We start from the raw sequence: 18,727 nt of genomic DNA on the forward strand, positions 1-18,727 counted from the left end.
GAAGCTCGCCGGTGACAGCCACTTCAAAGCTGTTCTTGGCGACGTCGACCCCTACATAAACGGGTTCACTCATAGCAGTTCTCCAGCTCCCAGCCTTACGAATACGAAATGTGTTCGGTCAACCATTCGGGATGCAGCAGAACAAAGAGACCACCACCGTGCGCCCTTTGCTTTGATACGAGCTCGGGCTCGCAGGAGACACAGGCTGCGCGGCAGTGAGTCAACCGGTTCAGCAATCAAGACTGTCGACCACGTCTTGACCACTGAAGTTTGAAGTATTTGAAAGATATAAGGAGACAGTCATGAAAATTCGAACCTGCCTGCGCAGCGGCTGTGTGGCCGCAGCCGCCCTGGTCCTCGGTGGCGCCAGCCTGGCGGCCGAGCCCTGGCCCGCGCGTGAGCTCAACTTCTTCGTCAACTACGGGGCCGGCAGCAGTACGGACCTGGTCGCGCGCGCGCTGACCAGCGAAATGGAAAAAACTCTGGGCAAGCCGGTCGTGGTCCAGAACAAGGCGGGGGCACAGGGCACGCTCGGCCCGGCCTTCATCGCGCGCCGCCCCGCGGACGGCTACTCGTTCGGCATCCTCTCGTTCGCTCCGGCCGCGATCGCGCCGCACATGATGGACGTGAGCTACAAGCTGGAGGACTTCGACGTCATCGCCGGCATCGGCCGCTACCGTTACGGCGTCGCGGTGCGCGCCGATTCGCCGCACCGTACCGTGAAGGACCTGGTGGAAGCCGCGAAGAAGGGCAAGGGCGTGACCTTCAGCGCCACCGGCGCGCCGAACAACCTGGCCCTGCTGAAGCTCGGCGCCCTGACCGGCGGCAACTTCACCTTCGTGCCCATGAAGTCCGGCCCCGACTCGGTGAGCGCCGTGCTTGGTTCCCACGTCGACGCGGTCGTGCAGACCCCGAGCGACATCATGCCTTTCGTGCAGTCCGGCCAGATGCGGCTGCTCGCCTCGGTGAGTCCGGTCCGCTGGAGCGAGCTGCCGGGTACGTCCACGATGAAGGAGGCGGGCTACGACGTGGAGATCGATTCCTGGACCGGCATCGCCGCACCGCGTGGCCTGCCGCGCGAGGCGCTGCAGGCGCTGGAAGCGGCGGCGCTCAAGGCTGTTCAGTCGCCGGCGTACCAGGAACGCTTGAAGCAGCTAGGCGTGGACCCGGTGGCCATGGATGCGCGCCGCTACAAGACCTTCCTTGAAACTGGCTACCACGACATGGGCAAGGCCCTGCGCGAGGCCGGAATGACCAAGCCGGGGAATTGAAGATGAACATGGAAGCGAAGAAAGTGCCGTCCCACCCGCGCACCGCGATCGTCACGGGAGCTGCGCGCGGGATCGGGCTGGAGACAGCGACGCGCCTGGTGCGGGATGGTTACCGGGTGGCTCTTGTCGACCGGGACCCGCAAGTGAAGGACAGCGCGGCCGCGCTTGGCGCAGAAAGCGCCGTGGCCGTGGCGGTCGACGTCGCGGCGGCGGAGGCGCCGCTGCAGGTGGCGGAAGCGGTCCGGGGCTGGGCTCCGCCCTCCGTGCTCGTGAACAATGCCGGGATCTCCCCCAAGGTGAACGGCCGCTCCAATGGGCTGCTGCAGATCGAGCAAGCCGAGTGGGACCTGGTGATGAACGTGAATCTGTATGCGGCGTTCCGCATGTGCCAGCAGTTCATTCCGGGCATGCGCGACATGGGCTGGGGCCGGATCGTGAATGTCGCTTCGCTCGCTGGCCGCAGCAAGTCTATCGTGGCCGGCGCCACCTACATGGCGTCGAAGGCGGCCTTGCTCGGATTGAGCCGGTCGATCGCGTCCCAGTTCGGCCCCGACGGTATCACCTGCAACAGCGTGGCTCCCGGTCGTGTCGACACGCTCATGGGTGCCGCCGGTGGCACCGGCCAGAACACCGACTACGCCGCGCAGATCCCCGTAGGCCGGATCGGGAAGGCCCACGAGGTTGCGGCTGCAATCCTCTATCTTGCGTCGGAGGACGCAGCGTTCGTGAACGGAGCCGTGATCGACATCAACGGCGGCTTCTTCATGTCGTGAGCCAGGTTGCCGCCTTGGCCGCTGCGCTCGGCTTCGAAAACCGCGCTGTCGCTACTTTGAGTCAGGCGCCGTTGGCGAACGGTCTGAAGTTGGCCAGATTGCCGCTACCCGATTCCACCGATTTTGCCAAGCATGGAAGTCCTCCGGATCATTTGGCGAAGAGCATCTTGATGTCGGCGAATGCCTTGAGCTCGAGCGCGTTGCCCGACGGATCGAGGAAGAACATCGTTGCCTGCTCGCCGGGCTGGCCCTGGAAGCGGACGTACGGCTCGATGATGAACTCGACGCCCCGCGCCTTCAGGCGCTCGGCCATCGCTTCCCAATCCTTCATCGGCAGCACGATGCCGAAATGGCGCACGGGCACGCCGTGCCCATCGACCGCATTGCGCTGGGCCGGACCGGCCTCGGCCGGCGCAAGGTGCGCGACGATCTGGTGACCGTAGAAGTTGAAGTCGATCCACTCTTGCGAGCTGCGGCCCTCGGGGCAGCCGAGCGTCTGCCCGTAGAACAGGCGTGCCAGCGCCAGGTCGTGAACGGGGAAGGCCAGGTGGAAAGGGGACATCGGTGCGGGGTTGGTTGCCGGAGCTTGCATGAGGAAATGGATGGGTGGTGAGGGGATGCAGCAATCCTAGGCAATCTCAATCAAAAATAAAATCAATGTATATTTGGTCTGAGCATCAGCCTTGTTTGTATGATTCGTGAGCTCAAAACCCTTGTCGCCGTGGCACTCGAAGGCACCTTCGCCGCCGCGGGCGACAAGATCGGCCTGACGCAAGCGGCCGTCAGCGCGCAGATGCAGCGCCTGGAGGCCGAGCTCGGCTTTCCCCTGTTCGACCGCAGCGCCCGCGCTGCTCGCCTGAACCCGCGCGGCCACCAGGTCGTCGAACAAGCGCAGGAGCTGATCAGGCTGTACGGCAATCTGGGTTCGCGCAAGTCGGGGTCGGCAGCGTCGTCCCTTGTCAATGTCGGGGCGATCGCTTCGGTCCAGCGTTCATGGCTGCCGGAAGTCCTGGCAAGTTTCTACAAGCAAGTCGCGGACTGCCGTGTCCGCATCGTCCCCGGCCTGTCGATGCAGCTGCTGAACCTGGTCGACGCCGGGAAGATCGATTTGGCGATGGTGATTCGCCCTCCCTTTTCGTTGCAGAGCGACCTGCGCTGGACCACGCTCACGCGCGAACCGTACCGGCTGCTGGTGCCGCGGAGTGTGAGCGGAAACGACTGGTCCGAACTGCTGTCTACCCAGCCTTTCGTTCGCTATGACCGGGAGTCGTTCGGTGGCCGTCAGGTGGACCGGTTCCTGCGCGCCTCGCATCTGCAGGTGCGCGAGGTCTGCGAACTCGACGAACTGGAAGCCATTGTCCGAATGGTGGCCAAAGGGGTGGGCGTTGCGCTGTTGCCCCAGACCGAAAGCTTCAAGCGCTGGCCGGCCGCCGTTCGCGCGATCAGCCTGGGAGAGCGCACGTTTCACCGCGACATCGGACTCGTGCATCGATCCAGCCACAGCATGAGTGGCGTCGCGCGACGCCTGGCAGGCATGGTGTGCGCGAGGTACGACGGCGCAGGGGCAGGGGCAGGGGCAGGGGCAGGGGCAGGGGCAGGGGCAGGATAGGGCTGGGAGGTCTCGGCGCCAAGTCAATCGCGTCGACTTCGCTGAACAGATCAGCAACGGGAGGAGGTCTCATGTGGCTGACAAGTCCTATTGCCTTCTGAAGGGTAGAACTGGCTGTTCCCGACCGAGTGCTCGAACGCCGTAGTTGGTGTTTACCCGCGCCGCTCAATTCAAAAAAGGCATGTCTTTCGGAAAATTATGAATTAGCGCTATTCGACATGCCAAGACATACTGACTGCGCTATGACACTTCTTCTTGGAGCCAAAATGTCGCGTGCACCCTTCCGTTCACTTCTCGTCTTCGGTTCGATCTTGATGGCATCCACGCTCGCCGTGGCCCAGACCAAGACGGTCCGCATTGGCTGGATCCCCGCTGTGGGATTGATTTGCCCCCTGTCGGCCGTGGAAAATACGAAGAGCCCCAACTTCAAGACTGAACTCCTCAGCTTCAGGAACAGCAACGAAGTGCTGCTCGCGCTGAATACTGGCCAGCTCGACATGGGCCTTCTGGGCTACTCCGTAGCCGCAACAGCCCTGACGAAGGGCGACGTTGCCGGTAAGTTCGTGGCGGGTGCAACTTCAGGCACCACGTCAATGGTGGTCGCCGCGAAGACCGGCATCACTTCCTGGAAGGAGCTGAAGGGCAAGACAGTTGGGGGCGTGCGCGGCTCGTCCGAATACACGGCCATGGAGAACGCTATTTCCGCTTCTGGTCTCAAGCTGGGTAGCGACCCCAAGTTCGTCAACTTCCAGTCTTCTACCGACATCATGGTGGCCTTGCGCAACGGCGACATCGATGCCGCGGCTTCGTTTGAGCCGGCGATCGCTATCGCTGTTGCCGCCGGTTTCGTGAAGCGTGCGCCGGAGATGACGCGCACGCTCTTCAGTTCCACCTATTCGATCTCCGTGGGCTGGATGGCATCGAATGACCTGCTGCGCACCCAGGAAGGCCAAGACGCTGTTGTCAGCGTGCTCAAGACGTATGTCAGCGATTGCCAGCGCCTCAAGAACAACCCCGGGCAGGCGATCGACCTGTACACCAAGTACCAGACGGGCAATCGCGAGGTGTTGCAGGACGCGTTCAAGTCGATCTCCCATGGCCTCGTGTGGGACATCCCGATGAAGGAAGTGCAGGTGATTCCGAAGTACGTGCCCGGCGTGGAGCCGCAACAGGTTCCTGAGTTGACGAAGAAGCTCACGGCGCTGGTCGACTACGGGCCCTTGCAGAAGGCCACGGGCCAATCCGCCGAGCAACTGGGTGCTCTGAAGTGAACTTCCCCGCGACTATCCGCACTTCCGATGACGCCGTAGTACCCGAGGTGGCTCCGCCAGCCAAGCCGCGTCGCGCGAAGAAATCCTATGCAAGGTTCCTGCTTCCCTTCCTCCTGCCGGCGCTCTTCTGCGCCCTATGGCAAGTGGTGGCCACGAGCGGGGCGCTGGGCAGGGGAATGTTTCCCAGCGTGACTCAGTCGCTCCTTGCGCTTTCGGATTGGGTCTTCGGCGGGAACGGCACTGTCTTCTCGGGAATGTGGGCTTCCGCGACGCTAGCGAGCCTGGCGCGGGTGCTGACGGGCTTCCTCATCGGCTCTTCGGTGGCGATCGCCCTGGGCCTGCTGGGTGGCGTGTCGTCTACCGTGCGATCGATGGTGGATCCGGGCGTCAACGCAATCCGATCGGTGTCCATCACCGCCTGGGTGCCGATCGCCCTGATCATCTTCGGGATCGGCTTCAAGCCGGCTGTCTTCCTGACCGCGCTCTGCACATTCTTCCCGGTATATGTGAACGTGTTGGCGGGAGCCAGGTCGGTCGATCGCAACCTCGTCCAGGCCGCGAAGATGCTCGGTGCGACCCGCGCACAGGTGGCCTTTCGGGTCGTGCTGCCGTGGACGCTGCCCAGCATGGTGACGGGCCTGCGTGTCGCTGCAGCGCTCGCCTGGACCACGGTGGTCGTGTCAGAGATGCTCGGTGCGCAGTCCGGCATCGGCTACACCCTCATGTACTCGTACAACCAGTTTCAGTTCGACTATGTCGTGGCCGGAATGATCGCCGTGGGTTTCTGCGGGTTCATCACCGACAGGCTGCTGGAGCATGGCGTCGAGCGCCGGTTGTCATGGGTCGAGAAGCGCGCCGCGCGCTGAACTTCAACACCCTCAAAGAAAGAGAGAAGCTCTGATGGCTTGGAAGGGTATTCTGCCTGCCGTTATCACGCCGTTCGGCGCTGACGGACGGATTGATTTTGACGCGTTCTCGGAGAACCTTGTGAGGATGATCGAGGCCGGCAACGCCGGCCTGGTAATCAACGCCGTGACCGGCGAAGGCCTCAGCATGTCCGCGGACGAACGCCTTGCGTGCGTCAAGTGCGCATGCGAAGTCGCCGCTGGCAGAGTGCCCGTGATCGCGACGGTGGGCAGTGTCTCTGACACCGACACGATCGATGACATCCAAGGGGCCGAGAGGGCCGGCGCGGCCGGCACGATGATCATCGCGCCTTACTTCTACCGGTTGAGCCGGAAGGAGAGGATCGATTACTTCGTCCGAATGGGCAGCAAGAGCGCCCTGCCATTCATCATCTACAACACGACCTACACGTCTGGCCAGCTGGAAGTGGACGAGCTCGAAGCCATCGCGGACGCAACGCCAAGGTTCGTCGGGCTGAAAGAGGGCAACCAACTGCAGGCTTCGGAAGTGGTGCGGCGCCTCTCGCCCCAGGTCGCGGTCTACACCTCGCGCGATACGTACATCCAGGAACTCGCCGCTGCGGGCGGATCGGGCGCCGTGACGTACTCGTCGAACGTCGTGCCGCAGTTGCCCGTCGAACTCTGGCGCGCCCACGAAGCAGGAGAAAATGCGCGCGCGCGCGCTCTGCAGGATGCACTGAACCCGGTTGCCTGGGCTCTTGTGGTCAGGAGCTTCCCATCGGCCATCAAGGGAGTGATGAACGAGCTCGGATGGCGGGCCGGCTCGGTGCGGCCGCCGCTCGAGAACGCTACGGAAGAAGACATGCAGCGCCTGCGGCCCATCCTCGACGAACTGCAGTTGACTTCCACGCAGTAGCCATGCGCGCGCACCGAGGGGAAGGTCTCCCCGTTCCCAGCTCTTGGCAGCCACAAGATGCCAGCCTCGGCGTCACGGTGATCGGCGCGGGCATCGTCGGTGCATCGGCGGCGCTGCACCTGCAGCGGGCCGGCTTTGACGTGCGGCTCATCGACGCATGCGGCCCGGGCGAGGGCTGCTCCTACGGCAACGCCGGTGGCATCAGTCCCGGATCCATCGTTCCGGCAGCGACACCAGGCCTACTCGCGAAGGTCCCAAAGTGGCTCATGGACCCCGATGGGCCGCTCTCCGTCCAATGGAGCTATTTCCCGCACGCAGTGCCTTGGCTGGTGCGATGGATTCGTGAGGGACGCATGGATCGATTGAAAAGGAACTCCGCGGCACTCGTCGCCCTGAACGGCCAGCCGTTCGAGGGCTATCGCGAGTTGCTGACGGCGTCCCAGTTCGACGACCTGATGCGCGTGAGCGGGCACCTTTTCGCGTGGCGATCGCCAAAACCTATGGACGGCATCGCACGCGAGTTGCGCGAGCGCGCGGGCATCGCCATGCAGTTCCTGAACGAAGCGGAGCTGAGGGAGATGGAGCCGGCGGTTTCGCCGCTGTATCGCTCGGGTCTGCTGCTGCCGGGCAATGGGTTCACGGTGAATCCGGAGCGCCTCGTGAAAACCATCGCGCAAAACCTGGTCGCTGCCGGCGGAACTGTGCTGCGGCGGCGCGTGCTCGGCTTCGATTGCGGTCCTGATGGTCCGCGGATGCTGTACACCGACTGCGGCACGTTGCCGGTCGAAAGGGTCGTGATAGCGGCCGGTGCGTGGTCGACGAAACTCGCCGCCGAGCTCGGAGTCAAGGTACCGCTAGCGCCGGAACGCGGCTACCACGTGATGGCCGACGCGCCGGGCGTGCGCTTGCGGATGCCCGTGCTCGACGCGGAACGTCGCTTCATGGTGACACCGATGGAACGCGGACTGTGCGTCGCGGGAACGGTCGAGATTGCCGATGTCGACGCCCCGGCGAACTACGCGCGCTCCGCTCGACTATGGGAGCAGGCGAAGCGGCTGCTCCCAGGGCTTCCGGAGATGGGCAGCACTCAATGGATGGGGATGCGACCTTCGATGCCCGACAGTCTGCCCATCATCGACCAGCATCGGACATTTCGGAACGTTTTCTTCGCATTCGGCCACGGCCACCTGGGGATGACCGGCGCGCCCCGAAGCGGCCGTCTCGTCGCTGAACTCGTTGCGGGACGGACGCCCTCCATTGACATGCAGCCTTTCAAGGTGGACAGGTTCTGATGTATACGATTTCCGTTCGCGCAGCAGCTCCCACCAATATTTCGGGAATCCTTTGTTCCACGGTTACTCCGTTTCGCGTTGACCGCCGGATCGATGCGGAGGCCTTTCGTGCGCATCTGCGCATGCTGCTGGCCGCGGGTTGTGGTGGCCTGGTGGTAAACGCGGTGACCGGCGAGGGCAGCGCGATGACACTTGCAGAGCGTGCGGAATGCATCGCGATCGCGGTTGAAGTGGCAGCCGGCGCGGTGCCAGTGATTGCCTCCGTTGGTTTGGGCTCCAGGGAGGAGTCGCTCATGGAAGCACGCGACGCCGAGGAGCTTGGCGCAACGGACCTCCTTCTCGTGCTCGATGCCGAAGGCGACCTGCGGTCGAGGATCGGCTTCGTCGCCGCGATTCGGAAGCGCACCGCTCTTTCCATCATCATCTACAACAAGCAGGCTTCGACTTCGCTCGGCGTCGATGACATCGAAGCGCTCTGTGCTGAAGTGCCCGGCATAACGGGCATTGCTGAGGGCAACCAGGCGCAGGTGCCGGCATTGGTCAGCCGTGTGAGGGAGCGCATTGGCGTGTACTGTACGCGCGACAGCTACATCCTCGAGTCCGTAACCTCAGGCGCGGCAGGCGCCGTCAGCTTCACCGCCAACGTTGCGCCGTACGCTGCGGTTCGCCTGTGGCGCATGGCGCAGGCGTGCGATGTTAGTGGCGCGCGAATACTGCAGGAGCAGACGACGATGCTGGTGTCCGCCCTGCTGGAGAGAGGGCTGGCCACATCAATCAAGAGTCTCATGCGGGCCCTTAACGTGCGCGGCGGCCACGTTCGGGAGCCGCTGGTCGACTTGACTCCGGGCGAAACGACACAACTTTTTTCGCGCTTCTCGCAACTCACTACGCTATTCCCATGAAGCCACAACACAAGATCTCGATCGAGAACGTTTCTGTAGCCTTTGGTGGGGACGCCGGCGGTCCCCGCGTGATAGCACTTGACGGCATCACGGCACATGCCCAGGACTGCGAGTTCGTGGCCCTGCTCGGCCCGAGCGGCTGTGGAAAATCCACATTGCTCAACCTCGTAGCGGGCTTCTTGCAGCCGACCACCGGCCGCGTGGTAGTCGACGGCGTCGACGTGCAGCAACCCGGCCCCGAACGCGCCGTCGTGTTCCAGGACGCGAACCTTTTCCCTTGGCTGAGCGTCGCGAAGAACGTAGCATTCGGCCCTCGCGTGCGCAAGGCATTTGGCGAAAAGGAACTTAGGGAGAAGGTCGAGCACTACCTAGACCTCGTCGGGCTTGGCAAGTTCGCGAACCGCCTGCCTCTCGAGCTCTCCGGCGGCATGCGCCAACGAGTCGCGCTTGCCCGCGTCCTGATCAACGAGCCGCGGGTGATGCTCATGGACGAGCCTTTCGGTGCCCTGGATGCACAGACCAGGATGGTGATGCAGGAGCTGCTGCTGAAGATCTGGGAGCGGCAGCGGATGACTGTGCTCTTCGTCACACACGACATCGATGAGGCGCTGCTGCTTTCAGACCGCATCTATACGATGTCCTCGCACCCGGGCCGCATGATTGACGAGCTGGTTGTTCCCTTCGAGCGTCCGCGCACCTACGAGCTCACCATGGAGCCGGAGTTCGCGCGGCTCGGACGGCAGCTGCTCGATCACCTGCACGACGAAGCTCGCCGAGTGGCGACAATGCAGTGACACGGCTTTCAAGAACCAATGGAAAAGGCAGTGGCCCCATACGCCCCGCTTCGTGACCCCGGCGAAATGCCGAGCACGGTATTCACAGCCGGAGCGGGAGAGCCCCTCAATGGCACGCGGCTCACCGGAGAGGTCAAGGCGGATATCGTGGTCGTGGGCGGGGGGATCGCCGGTGTATCGGCTGCCTTGCATGCAGCGGAGAGCGGCTCCAGGGTTGTTGTCTTGGAGGCGAACTCAATCGGCTGGGGCGCCTCTGGTCGCAATGCGGGCCATCTGGCACCCGCGTCCAAGATGTCATGGGAAGAGGCCGAGCGTCTCTATGGCCCAGTCGTTGGTGAACGGTTCAACCAGGCGGCGGAGAGCGGGCCGGAGCTCGTTTTCCGCTTGGCGGAGAAATACGGAATCGACGCAGAGGCGCAGCGCACAGGGATGCTGATCGCAGCGCATTCAGAAGCCGCTGCGCGCGCTCTCGAAACACGGGCGAATGAGCTTCAGCGTCTCGGTAAGCCGGTGCAGTTTCTCGACCGAAAGGCGGCAAGCCAGGTGGTTGGCAGCGAGTTCTATCTGGGCGCGTTTCACGACAGCCGTGGCGGCAGCATCAACCCGCTGGCGTATGTGAGGGGCCTTGCGCGCGCCGCGGTGGCCGCGGGCGCTGAAGTCCATGAGAACTCTCGCGCCGTGTCCATCGCCAAGCGCGGGCTAAATTGGGAGGTTCGCACCTCGTCCGGCTGCGTCGTTGGCGCGCACGTTCTCATTTGCACCAATGCTTATACGGACGAACTCTGGCCAGGGTTGAAACAATCGATCATTCCCGCGCGCTCATACCACGTCGGAACGCAGCCCCTGCCGAAGGATCTGCAAACGCAGATCCTTCCCCGTCGAGAGGTAATGACGGATTCGAGGCGCCTTTTGCTTGGCATTCGCGTGTGCCGTAACGGGCAACTGCATTTCAACGGATATGGGCCCGCGCTGGGCCCGGATACTGGACTGGATGTCGCAAGCACGCTGCGGCGTGTGGAAGAAATCTTTCCGCAGCTGAAGCCCCTCCAGATCCAGTACCAGTGGCACGGCTGGATGGCAATGTCGCGCGTGGGCACGTGGGAAGTCCATGAATTGGCGCCCGGTGTGACGGCTGCCTTGGGTTGCAACGGACGCGGCGTCGCCATGGCCACGTTCATCGGCCGTGACATCGCGGACTTCGCGCTGGGAAAGCCACGCAATGAGCTGGTTGTTCCGCTCACGGCGCTCAAACGCATTCCGCTTCATTTCATGCACGCATTGCCGGTGCGGGCGCTGGTATCTTGGCGGCAATGGAAGGACAGGCTGGAGATGCAGCGGCTACGCGGCGTGCCGGCCAGAGACTAGGTAGCGCCCCGCCTGTTTCGGATTGACAAGGTGGCGAGCGTCCCTTGGAGCTCGACGATGAACGCCTCGGCCGCCTTCGATAGCGGCCGGCGGCTGGGAGCGATCAGACCAATCGCCACCGGGATGCGTGGCTCGAGCCGCCGAATCGCAAGCGGTCCTTCCGTGTCCGCGTCCCAGACGGAAAACTCGTCGACGATGGCCGCACGCCCGGTGCGCTCCACAAGCTTTCGAACGACGAGGCTGTGGTTGGCGGAGATGGTCTTGCGAAGCCGGGCACCTGCATCGGCAAACGTGCTGGCCACTACCGATCCGAAGGCGATGTTGCCCGGGTAGGTGATCACCTCGTAGCGCGCGAGCTCCGAAACCTTGATCGAGGCTTGCTGGGCGAGGGGATGTGTGCGCGGCAGCAGGCAGACCATTTCACCGGCGCCGAGGGTCTGCGCGTGCAGTTCCTCTTCCACTTCCGGGTGGTGCACCAACCCGAAGTCGTAGACCTCGCGGCCCACCAGCACGTGGATTTTTTCGGAGTCGACGACGTCGATCTGGATGCCTACGTCCGGATGGGTGGCATTGAAGCTCGCGGTCACGGCGGGCAGCAATGCAACCCCGAACGTGGCCAACGTGGCGATCCGGAGTTGGCCTCGCTTCAGCTGTGCCAGATCCATGGACAGCCGCTCGATGTATTCCACGTTGTCCATCAGGCGCACGACATGGCTGTAGATGATCTCGGCCTCCGGTGTCGCATGCAGCCGGCCGCCCATGCGCTTGAACAACGGAATGCCGATAGCGTCCTCGATCTGCTTGAGCGCCTTGCTGGCATTGGGCTGCGTGGTGCCAAGCAGCTCCGCCGCTTCCGTCACGGAGCCGGTCTTCATAAAGACCATCAGGGTTTCGAGCTGGCGGATCTTGATGCGGTGCATGAGCGCCTTTCAGGCGGCAGTGTACGCTCATGCCAGCGAGTGTTTCGTCCGCTCTCGCGGTTCAGACGTCGAACCGCACGCCTTGCGCGAGCGGCAACTCGCGCGAGTAATTGATGGTGTTCGTCGCACGGCGCATGTAGTTCCTCCACGAGTCGGAGCCCGACTCGCGCCCTCCGCCGGTTTCCTTCTCGCCCCCGAACGCTCCGCCAATCTCGGCTCCCGAGGTGCCGATGTTGACGTTGGCGATGCCGCAGTCCGACCCGCGCGCGGACAGGAAGACCTCGGTCTCGCGCATGTCATTGCTGAAGATCGAGGAGGACAGGCCTTGCGGAACGTCGTTCTGCAGGCGAAGCGCATCCTCGAACTCGCGGTACCCCATGACATACAGGATTGGAGCGAAAGTCTCGCGCCGGACGGTGTCCGTCTGCCCGGGCATTTCGACGATGGCCGGTCGGACATAGTAGGCGGTCGGGTGCTGATCCTGCAGCAGGCGCTCACCGCCGGTGACTTGGCCGCCCTCGTCGCGGGCCGCGCGTAGCGCGCTTTGCATCCCCTCGAAACTGGCGGCATCGACCAGCGGGCCTACCAGCGTGCCAGTCTCAAGCGGGTTGCCGACGGGCAAGCCGGCATACGCCTTCTTCAATCGGTTCACGAGCGCTTCCTTCACGCTCTCATGCACGATCAGCCTGCGCGTCGACGTGCAGCGTTGCCCACACGTGCCGGCAGCGGCAAAGACGATGCCGCGCACCGCCAGGTCGAGGTCCGCGGTCGGGGCCACGATCACGGCGTTATTGCCGCCCAGTTCCAGCAGCGAACGGCCGAAGCGGCGCGCCACACGCGGGCCCAGCTCACGGCCCATGCGCGTACTGCCCGTGGCGGAAACGAGCGCCACCCGCTCGTCGTCTACAAGGGTCTCTCCCACCTCACGTCCGCCGACGATCACTTGCGACAGGTGCTGCGGGGCGGAGCCGAAACGCTTCGCCGCCTTCTCGAAGATGGCTTGGCATGCGAGCGCCGTGAGAGGCGTCTTCTCGGACGGCTTCCACACGACGGCGTTGCCGCAGACGATGGCCAGCGCCGAATTCCATGCCCACACGGCGGCGGGAAAGTTGAACGCGCTGATCACGCCAACTACGCCGAGCGGATGCCACGTCTCCATCATCCTGTGTCCCGGCCGCTCGGATGCGATCGTCAGGCCGTACAGCTGGCGCGAAAGCCCGACGGCGAAGTCGCAGATGTCGATCATCTCCTGCACTTCTCCGAGGCCCTCCGAAAGAATCTTGCCGGTCTCGATCGAGACCAGTTTTCCGAGAGCTTCTTTTTCGGCCCTCAGTTCTTCTCCCAGAAGGCGAACCAGTTCGCCCCGCTGCGGCGCAGGCACGTCGCGCCACGCGACAAACGCGGCCTGAGCCCGGGCGATGGCCTCGGCGACCTGCCCCGCAGAATGCGTGCGGACCCGCGCGATCTCCGCGCCGTCGATGGGTGAGACAACTGGCAATTCGCCCCCGCGTGCGGCAGCGGCCACGCCAAAGTGATCGAGAAGGGAGGAGGTGATGGAGGTAGTCATGACAGGGCAGGAATGTTGGAGGTTGAAGAATCGAAAGCGCGCGACAGTCGTGCGACGCCTTCGCGGATCTGGCTGACATCGGGCGCGGCGAATGAAAGGCGCATGGAAACGCCCTTGGCAACGCGGGAGTAGAAGGCCGCCCCAGGTACAAAGAGGACGCCCTCTTCGACGGCAGTAGTGAACAGGCGCTGGGGATCGACCGGAGCCGTGCACTCCATCCAGAGGAACATGCCTCCCTGAGCGCGCTCGAAACGGACGCGGGCACCCAGCGTTGCATCGAGCGTATCAGCCATGGCTTCGGCGCGTGCCTTGTATTCGTCCCGTGCTTTGGTGACCGTCCCGGGGTAACGGCCGGATTGCAGGTATTCGCAGGCAATGAGCTGGGCGATCGGTGAAGTGCAGAGGTCGACCGTCTGCTTGGCGACCACGCAGCGCCTCACTATTTCTGCCGAGGCCACCATCCAGCCGATGCGAAGCGCAGGCGCGACGGTCTTCGACAAGCTGGACAGGTAGACCACCGGGTTCTCTGCGCCCGGTTCATTTTGAGCAAGGGCGTAGAGCGGCTGCGGGGTCGCGCCCGTGAACGTCAATTCGCCATACGGGTCGTCCTCGACGATCAGGAATCCGTGGCGGCGGGCGACCTCGATCAGCGCCACCCGGCGTGCGTGCGGCAGCAGCGTCCCGCGGGGATTCGAGAACGTCGGGACCGTATAGAGGAGCTTCGGCTTCGCGCCGGGCGGCAATCCCTTCAGCGTGTCCTCGATCAGTTCGGTCCGCAGGCCTTCTGCATCCATCGGCACCTCGTGGATCACCGCGCCCGCGAGGCGAAGCGCCTGGATCGCGGCTGGATAGGCCGGCGCTTCCAGGAGCACCACGTCGCCCGGCTGCACAAGAGTGCGCACCAGGAGATCGAAGGCTTGTTGCGAGCCGGTTGTCACCAGCAGTTCGTCCGCAGAGCAGGCGACGCCGCGGTCGCGCGACAACCGGAGCAGCGCCTGCCTCAGCGGCGCGCTTCCTTCGGTGGGACCGTACTGGAGGGCTTTCGCGGGTTCCGCGAACACGCGTTCCGCGGCCTGGCTCAGACCTTCCGCGTCGAATAGTGCCGGCGAGGGATAGCCACCCGCGAATGAAATCATTCCGGGCTTGCTCAGGTAGGGAAACAGTTCGCGGATCGGCGAACCTGCCGGATTGGCGTAGGGTGGTATGAAAAGATCGTTGATCACTGCTGTACCTGCTTCTCAGATTCGGGCGTCGACCAAGTGGAACGCTTGGGCACCCGCTTCGTAGCCAAGCGCCTTCGCGTTGCGCCACGGCGCTGTGACCACTGGCGTCACCGGCAACGGCAAGTCATCCCGGCGGACCTCGCCCAGCACGAACTTCGCCAATTCCCTGCCCAGGACTGTTCCCGGTGCGATACCTCGTCCATTGAACCCGCTGAACGAGACCACGTTGCGGTCGAGTTCATGGAATCGGGGGATGGCGTTGCTGGTCATGCCGATCGTTCCATACCACTCATGTTCGAACGGCACCTCCTTCAACTGCGGAAAGATCCGGGCGAGCGCGCGACGGGCCCAGTCGCGGTGGATGCTTCGCCCCACGCCTCGTAATGCGCCGACGCTTCCGAAGACGAGTCGTCCCGCGGCGTCAAGCCGGAAAGAGGAAAGAACTTGGCGGGTGTCCCAGGCGCCTTGGCGATCGGGCAGGATTCTTTGCGCGTTTTCCCGCGGCAACGGTGCCGTGGCGAAGTTGAAGTACGGTAGCTGGACCTGCTCTGCCTGGATGCCGGGCCACAGCCCGTTGCTCGCGGTGTAAGCGTCGGTCGCCACGATGACCCATTTCGCGGATACCGTGCCGCCGCTGCTCGTCGCCAGTTGCCACTCGGAGCCGACGCGCTCGGCCGCCGTCACCCGCGTCTGCGCGTGGACGCGCGCGCCGGCACGCAGTGCGGCAGCAGCCAGGCCGCGAACATAAGCAAGCGGCTGGACCGTGCCGGCGCGGCGATCAAGCAATGAAGCCGCATAAGTCCGTGTACCGGTGAGTTCCTGGGTTCGTTGCGCGTCCAGCAGTTCTACCGGGGCGCCCCGTTCCAGCCATTGGCGCGCGCGCTCCGCAACATCGGCAATGCCCCGTTTGCCCACCGCGCAATGCAGCGTGCCGTTGTGGACGGCCTCGCACTCGATGCCATGGCGGGCAACCAGATCAAAGACCGCGGAAGGCCCGTTGCCCAACAGGTCCAGCAGGCGTTGGCCGTGTGTCTTGCCGAGTTCGGCAACAAGCACGGACGGCATGACCCACATCCCGGCATTGACGAGTCCCACGTTCCTGCCGGAGGCGCCAAAGCCGATGTCGAACGCTTCCAGCACCGCGGCGCTCGCCCCGCGCTCGGCCAGGTGAAGTGCGGCGGATGATCCGGTGAAGCCGCCGCCGATGATTGCCACATCTACGGCGATCCGCTCCGTCAGCGGGTGCGTCCGAGGCGCTGGCGGTGCCGACGCCTCCCAGAGGCCGTGCGTGCGCAGGTCGCCGTTCATTCGGAAGCTCCGCGCGCAAGGTGCCGCCTCACCTGCTCGATGGAGGCCGCTTGCTGGGCTTCGTACAGTTCGATCTCGTCCAGAACCTCGGAGCCCAGCGCTTGCTCGAACTCGGCCCGCGCCGCCGCGGCGGAGTATGTGTTCGGCCCGGTTTCTCCGAGGTTCGACTGGAAGATCCCAGCGGCACTGACGGGCAGGAAATCCTCATAGGTAATGGCAGCGGCGTCGACAATGCCTTGCTCTACCAGCGCATCGATGCTGGTGTTCGTCTCGATCCGCGCATCGGGAAACGAGCGCAGCGAATAGCGGAAGAAGCCCAGTCGTTCACGGCGCATGGTGTCGAGATCGTCCGGGAAGGCTTCGAATGCCTCAACCAGTTGGGCTTGGTAGTCGGCAGTGCTGCTGCCCGCAACGTTCTTTTCGCGGACGCGCTGCAGCAAGCTGTCGTACAGCACCCGGCCCTTTCGCGTGAGGGCGATGCCTCGCTGTTCGATCTCTCCAAACCTCGCCGTGTGTGCACCTTCGCTGTGGCCGCCGGCAAAGCGCACGGTCTCTTCCAGCGCCTTGAAGCTGGTCTGGCGCAACAGGATCGGCACTTTGCGCCGGGGAGGCCCCTCGATGACATCCTTGGCCACGATGCCGCGCCGCGGCATCTCCGCCTGCGCGGCGTCGATGTCGAGCGTGCGGGGCGTCAGATGGTTGATGTGCGGTCCTTGGAAGCTCACCACGTCCGCGATGAGGCGATGGGCATCGTGCAGGCGCATGTAGGTGTCTAGCGGCACCGTCGCCATCCCGTGCCACCGGAAAGTGTGCAGAACCTCGCGAACGAACTCGTCGGCCTCGCTACTCGTCAACCCGCCTGTAGCTTCGAACCTGGCGGTTAGCTCCAGAGCCCGTGCCGAGAAGATGTCGCGGCTCCCCAGGATCTCGGCCGCGAGATCGCGAAGCTCCGGATCCCTGATCAGCTCGAGCCGCAGCAGCGAAGTGAAGACGCGGAAGGGGTTGGCCGCGAGGGAACTCTCGGTCACCGGACGGAATGCGGTCGAGTGGACCGGGACACCGGCTGCGGAGAGGTCGTAGTAGCCGACTGGAAACATCCCCATCACGGCAAAGATTCGCCGAATGGTGTCCAGCTCGTGCGGCGTGCCAAGGCGGATCGCGCCGTGTCGTTCGACCTCCAGTCGTGCCGATTCGGCCGGGTTTGCAAGCAAGGCCCGCTCGCGCAGCAGCGCCGCCGCGTTGACCTCGGCGACGAGATCCAGCAACGTGCCGTATTGCGGAACCTCGCGGCGGTACATCCCGGACATGGCGCCGGAGAAGCTTGTTCGAATCTCGTCGGAAGTAACGAATGCTTGGATCATTCTTCAGCCGCATCAACAGGGGTGGTGTGAATAAAGTGATTCTGGAAGGTGTCACCGCCGCTGGCAAACGATATTCCGGTCCTATATCATTCCGAAACAGAATGACCTCAATGACTCTGCTATCCCGCCGGTTTTTGCCTTCGATGTCCGTCCTTGCGGCGTTCGAGTCGGCTGCGCGGTTGCAGAGCTTCACCGCATCCGCCGCCGAGTTGCATCTGACGCAGAGTGCTGTCAGCAGGCAGATCCGGAGCCTCGAAGACCTGCTGGGTGCGGAGCTATTCGTGCGCGAGCGACAGACGGTTCGACTGACGGCTGCAGGGGAAGCTTACGCGCACGAAATTCGACGCGCCCTCCAGCAGATCGCTACCGCAACGCTGGGCTTCAGAGCAAACCCGCAGGGCGGCACGCTCAACCTGGCGATCCTTCCTACATTCGGCACGCGGTGGCTGGCGCCGCGCCTGCCCAAGTTCCAGACCGCGCATCCCGGGATAACGATCAACCTGAGCACGCGACTGGCCCCCTTCGACTTCCAGAGGGACCCGCTCGATGCCGCGATCCACTTCGGTTCCCCCGAGTGGTCAGGGGCCAAGCTCGACTTCCTGATGAAAGAAACCGTTGTGCCGGCCTGCAGTCCGGAGCTTCGGGCCCGGTTCAAGCTGCGCAACCCGGCCGATCTGCTGGCGGCGCCATTGGTGCACCTCGTCAGCCGTCCCGATGCTTGGGAAAGGTGGCTGCGTGCCGCTGGGGTGGAGTTCGACGAGGTGCACGGCATGCTCGTCGATCAGTTCGCGGTCGCCGCGCAGGCCGCGATTGCCGGTCTGGGCGTTGCCCTGCTGCCCACGTTTCTGATCGAAGCCGAACTCGCGCGGCAGGACTTGGTGCTGGCCGTCGACAAGCCGATGAAGAGCGCCGACAACTACTATCTGGCGTGGCCAGTGAGCCGCGAGACCTACCCGCCCTTGCAGGCATTCCGCCAGTGGATTCAGGACGAGGCGCGCAGCGATGACTTGTCAGCCGCTTGACACCTTCTCCCGCTGCTGCACTGCAGGGGGTACCCCGTCCGGCGGCAGCTTGCGCAGCCAGGACTGAGCGAAGTCGGCCTGCGTGCCTAAGGCGCCGAATTCGGTCACGAGCCCTTCGCCATGACAGCGCCATATCCGTCCGTGCTCGCTGTGCTCTCCGCGCAGCTCGACAACGGTCACTTGTTTGCCGATGTTCGGCCCTGTGTTTCCGAGGGCGCCGGCAATGACTTCGCAGCGGTCGCCAGACTTGATCGGTTCGGTCATATG

The 18,727-nt window shown here is 64.0% G+C and carries 18 protein-coding genes; 11 read left to right on the forward strand and 7 right to left on the reverse strand.

Annotation, left to right across the window (positions count from 1 at the left end):
* Positions 1-302 precede the first annotated feature (302 nt).
* Entirely contained in the window at positions 303-1,271 is a 969-nt protein-coding gene (locus tag HNE04_RS22155; protein WP_172224155.1) for a tripartite tricarboxylate transporter substrate binding protein, read from the forward strand.
* A gap of 8 nt (positions 1,272-1,279) precedes the next feature.
* Entirely contained in the window at positions 1,280-2,044 is a 765-nt protein-coding gene (locus HNE04_RS22160) for an SDR family oxidoreductase (protein ID WP_172224158.1), read from the forward strand.
* Between the two features lie 148 nt (positions 2,045-2,192).
* Here the strand turns inward: HNE04_RS22160 and HNE04_RS22165 are convergent, their stop codons facing one another.
* Positions 2,193-2,636 carry a VOC family protein gene (locus tag HNE04_RS22165; protein ID WP_172224160.1) on the reverse strand — a complete coding sequence of 148 codons (444 nt, stop codon included), beginning with the start codon at positions 2,634-2,636 and terminating at the stop codon, positions 2,193-2,195.
* Positions 2,637-2,735: 99 nt separating this feature from the next.
* Between HNE04_RS22165 and HNE04_RS22170 the strand changes: the two genes are divergently transcribed.
* The 8 genes from HNE04_RS22170 to HNE04_RS22205 all read left to right on the forward strand — a co-directional run bounded on the left by HNE04_RS22170 (position 2,736) and on the right by HNE04_RS22205 (position 11,059).
* Complete coding sequence (locus HNE04_RS22170; protein WP_172224162.1) at positions 2,736-3,653, forward strand: LysR family transcriptional regulator; 918 nt, start codon at positions 2,736-2,738, stop codon at positions 3,651-3,653.
* Positions 3,654-3,919: 266 nt separating this feature from the next.
* Entirely contained in the window at positions 3,920-4,924 is a 1,005-nt protein-coding gene (locus HNE04_RS22175; protein ID WP_172224165.1) for an ABC transporter substrate-binding protein, read from the forward strand.
* A gap of 188 nt (positions 4,925-5,112) precedes the next feature.
* Positions 5,113-5,790: an ABC transporter permease gene (locus HNE04_RS22180; protein WP_172224167.1), complete on the forward strand. Its 678-nt coding sequence runs from the start codon at positions 5,113-5,115 to the stop codon at positions 5,788-5,790.
* A 34-nt stretch (positions 5,791-5,824) separates the two neighbouring features.
* The gene (locus tag HNE04_RS22185) at positions 5,825-6,706 is read left to right on the forward strand and encodes a dihydrodipicolinate synthase family protein (RefSeq protein ID WP_235965320.1); all 882 of its coding nucleotides are present in this window, start codon (positions 5,825-5,827) and stop codon (positions 6,704-6,706) included.
* 2 nt (positions 6,707-6,708) lie between these two features.
* Entirely contained in the window at positions 6,709-7,998 is a 1,290-nt protein-coding gene (locus HNE04_RS22190; RefSeq protein WP_172224171.1) for an NAD(P)/FAD-dependent oxidoreductase, read from the forward strand.
* Positions 7,998-8,900: a dihydrodipicolinate synthase family protein gene (locus HNE04_RS22195; RefSeq protein ID WP_172224174.1), complete on the forward strand. Its 903-nt coding sequence runs from the start codon at positions 7,998-8,000 to the stop codon at positions 8,898-8,900. The genes HNE04_RS22190 and HNE04_RS22195 overlap by 1 nt, the downstream gene beginning before the upstream one ends.
* Entirely contained in the window at positions 8,897-9,694 is a 798-nt protein-coding gene (locus HNE04_RS22200) for an ABC transporter ATP-binding protein (protein WP_172224175.1), read from the forward strand. Before HNE04_RS22195 ends, HNE04_RS22200 begins: the two co-directional genes overlap by 4 nt.
* 18 nt (positions 9,695-9,712) lie before the next feature.
* Complete coding sequence (locus tag HNE04_RS22205) at positions 9,713-11,059, forward strand: NAD(P)/FAD-dependent oxidoreductase (RefSeq protein ID WP_172224178.1); 1,347 nt, start codon at positions 9,713-9,715, stop codon at positions 11,057-11,059.
* Here the strand turns inward: HNE04_RS22205 and HNE04_RS22210 are convergent.
* From HNE04_RS22210 to hglS, 5 genes are all read right to left on the reverse strand, one after another.
* Entirely contained in the window at positions 11,056-11,979 is a 924-nt protein-coding gene (locus HNE04_RS22210; protein ID WP_172224180.1) for a LysR family transcriptional regulator, read from the reverse strand. The two genes, HNE04_RS22205 and HNE04_RS22210, sit on opposite strands and share 4 nt — an antisense overlap.
* A 61-nt stretch (positions 11,980-12,040) precedes the next feature.
* Positions 12,041-13,546, reverse strand: coding sequence for an L-piperidine-6-carboxylate dehydrogenase (gene amaB / locus HNE04_RS22215; protein ID WP_207717685.1), 1,506 nt, complete (start codon positions 13,544-13,546; stop codon positions 12,041-12,043).
* Entirely contained in the window at positions 13,543-14,682 is a 1,140-nt protein-coding gene (locus HNE04_RS22220; protein WP_172224183.1) for an aminotransferase-like domain-containing protein, read from the reverse strand. Before HNE04_RS22220 ends, amaB begins: the two co-directional genes overlap by 4 nt.
* Before the next feature lie 102 nt (positions 14,683-14,784).
* Complete coding sequence (locus tag HNE04_RS22225; RefSeq protein ID WP_172224186.1) at positions 14,785-16,077, reverse strand: NAD(P)/FAD-dependent oxidoreductase; 1,293 nt, start codon at positions 16,075-16,077, stop codon at positions 14,785-14,787.
* Positions 16,074-17,438 carry a 2-oxoadipate dioxygenase/decarboxylase HglS gene (gene hglS, locus HNE04_RS22230; RefSeq protein ID WP_172224188.1) on the reverse strand — a complete coding sequence of 455 codons (1,365 nt, stop codon included), beginning with the start codon at positions 17,436-17,438 and terminating at the stop codon, positions 16,074-16,076. Before hglS ends, HNE04_RS22225 begins: the two co-directional genes overlap by 4 nt.
* Positions 17,439-17,548: 110 nt before the next feature.
* Here hglS and HNE04_RS22235 point away from each other — a divergent pair, with 110 nt between their 5' ends.
* Positions 17,549-18,460, forward strand: a complete 912-nt coding sequence (locus tag HNE04_RS22235; protein WP_235965305.1) for a LysR family transcriptional regulator — start codon at positions 17,549-17,551, stop codon at positions 18,458-18,460.
* Here HNE04_RS22235 and HNE04_RS22240 read toward each other — a convergent pair.
* Positions 18,449-18,724 carry a hypothetical protein gene (locus tag HNE04_RS22240; RefSeq protein WP_172224191.1) on the reverse strand — a complete coding sequence of 92 codons (276 nt, stop codon included), beginning with the start codon at positions 18,722-18,724 and terminating at the stop codon, positions 18,449-18,451. The genes HNE04_RS22235 and HNE04_RS22240 overlap by 12 nt on opposite strands.
* Between the last annotated feature and the right edge of the window lie 3 nt (positions 18,725-18,727).

The sequence above is a fragment of the Caenimonas soli genome (assembly GCF_013155545.1).
In the GTDB taxonomy this organism is placed as follows: domain Bacteria; phylum Pseudomonadota; class Gammaproteobacteria; order Burkholderiales; family Burkholderiaceae_C; genus Ramlibacter; species Ramlibacter soli.

Bases quoted from the DNA above. Each gene is read 5' to 3' on its own strand.
- amaB (WP_207717685.1), bottom strand. From the start codon at position 13,546: ATGACTACCTCCATCACCTCCTCCCTTCTCGATCACTTTGGCGTGGCC.
- HNE04_RS22235 (WP_235965305.1), top strand. From the start codon at position 17,549: ATGACTCTGCTATCCCGCCGGTTTTTGCCTTCGATGTCCGTCCTTGCG.
- HNE04_RS22240 (WP_172224191.1), bottom strand. From the start codon at position 18,724: ATGACCGAACCGATCAAGTCTGGCGACCGCTGCGAAGTCATTGCCGGC.
- HNE04_RS22175 (WP_172224165.1), top strand. From the start codon at position 3,920: ATGTCGCGTGCACCCTTCCGTTCACTTCTCGTCTTCGGTTCGATCTTG.
- HNE04_RS22190 (WP_172224171.1), top strand. From the start codon at position 6,709: ATGCGCGCGCACCGAGGGGAAGGTCTCCCCGTTCCCAGCTCTTGGCAG.
- HNE04_RS22210 (WP_172224180.1), bottom strand. From the start codon at position 11,979: ATGCACCGCATCAAGATCCGCCAGCTCGAAACCCTGATGGTCTTTATG.
- HNE04_RS22200 (WP_172224175.1), top strand. From the start codon at position 8,897: ATGAAGCCACAACACAAGATCTCGATCGAGAACGTTTCTGTAGCCTTT.
- HNE04_RS22205 (WP_172224178.1), top strand. From the start codon at position 9,713: ATGGAAAAGGCAGTGGCCCCATACGCCCCGCTTCGTGACCCCGGCGAA.
- HNE04_RS22220 (WP_172224183.1), bottom strand. From the start codon at position 14,682: ATGATTTCATTCGCGGGTGGCTATCCCTCGCCGGCACTATTCGACGCG.
- HNE04_RS22195 (WP_172224174.1), top strand. From the start codon at position 7,998: ATGTATACGATTTCCGTTCGCGCAGCAGCTCCCACCAATATTTCGGGA.
- HNE04_RS22165 (WP_172224160.1), bottom strand. From the start codon at position 2,636: ATGCAAGCTCCGGCAACCAACCCCGCACCGATGTCCCCTTTCCACCTG.
- hglS (WP_172224188.1), bottom strand. From the start codon at position 17,438: ATGATCCAAGCATTCGTTACTTCCGACGAGATTCGAACAAGCTTCTCC.
- HNE04_RS22225 (WP_172224186.1), bottom strand. From the start codon at position 16,077: ATGAACGGCGACCTGCGCACGCACGGCCTCTGGGAGGCGTCGGCACCG.
- HNE04_RS22155 (WP_172224155.1), top strand. From the start codon at position 303: ATGAAAATTCGAACCTGCCTGCGCAGCGGCTGTGTGGCCGCAGCCGCC.
- HNE04_RS22170 (WP_172224162.1), top strand. From the start codon at position 2,736: ATGATTCGTGAGCTCAAAACCCTTGTCGCCGTGGCACTCGAAGGCACC.
- HNE04_RS22185 (WP_235965320.1), top strand. From the start codon at position 5,825: ATGGCTTGGAAGGGTATTCTGCCTGCCGTTATCACGCCGTTCGGCGCT.
- HNE04_RS22160 (WP_172224158.1), top strand. From the start codon at position 1,280: ATGGAAGCGAAGAAAGTGCCGTCCCACCCGCGCACCGCGATCGTCACG.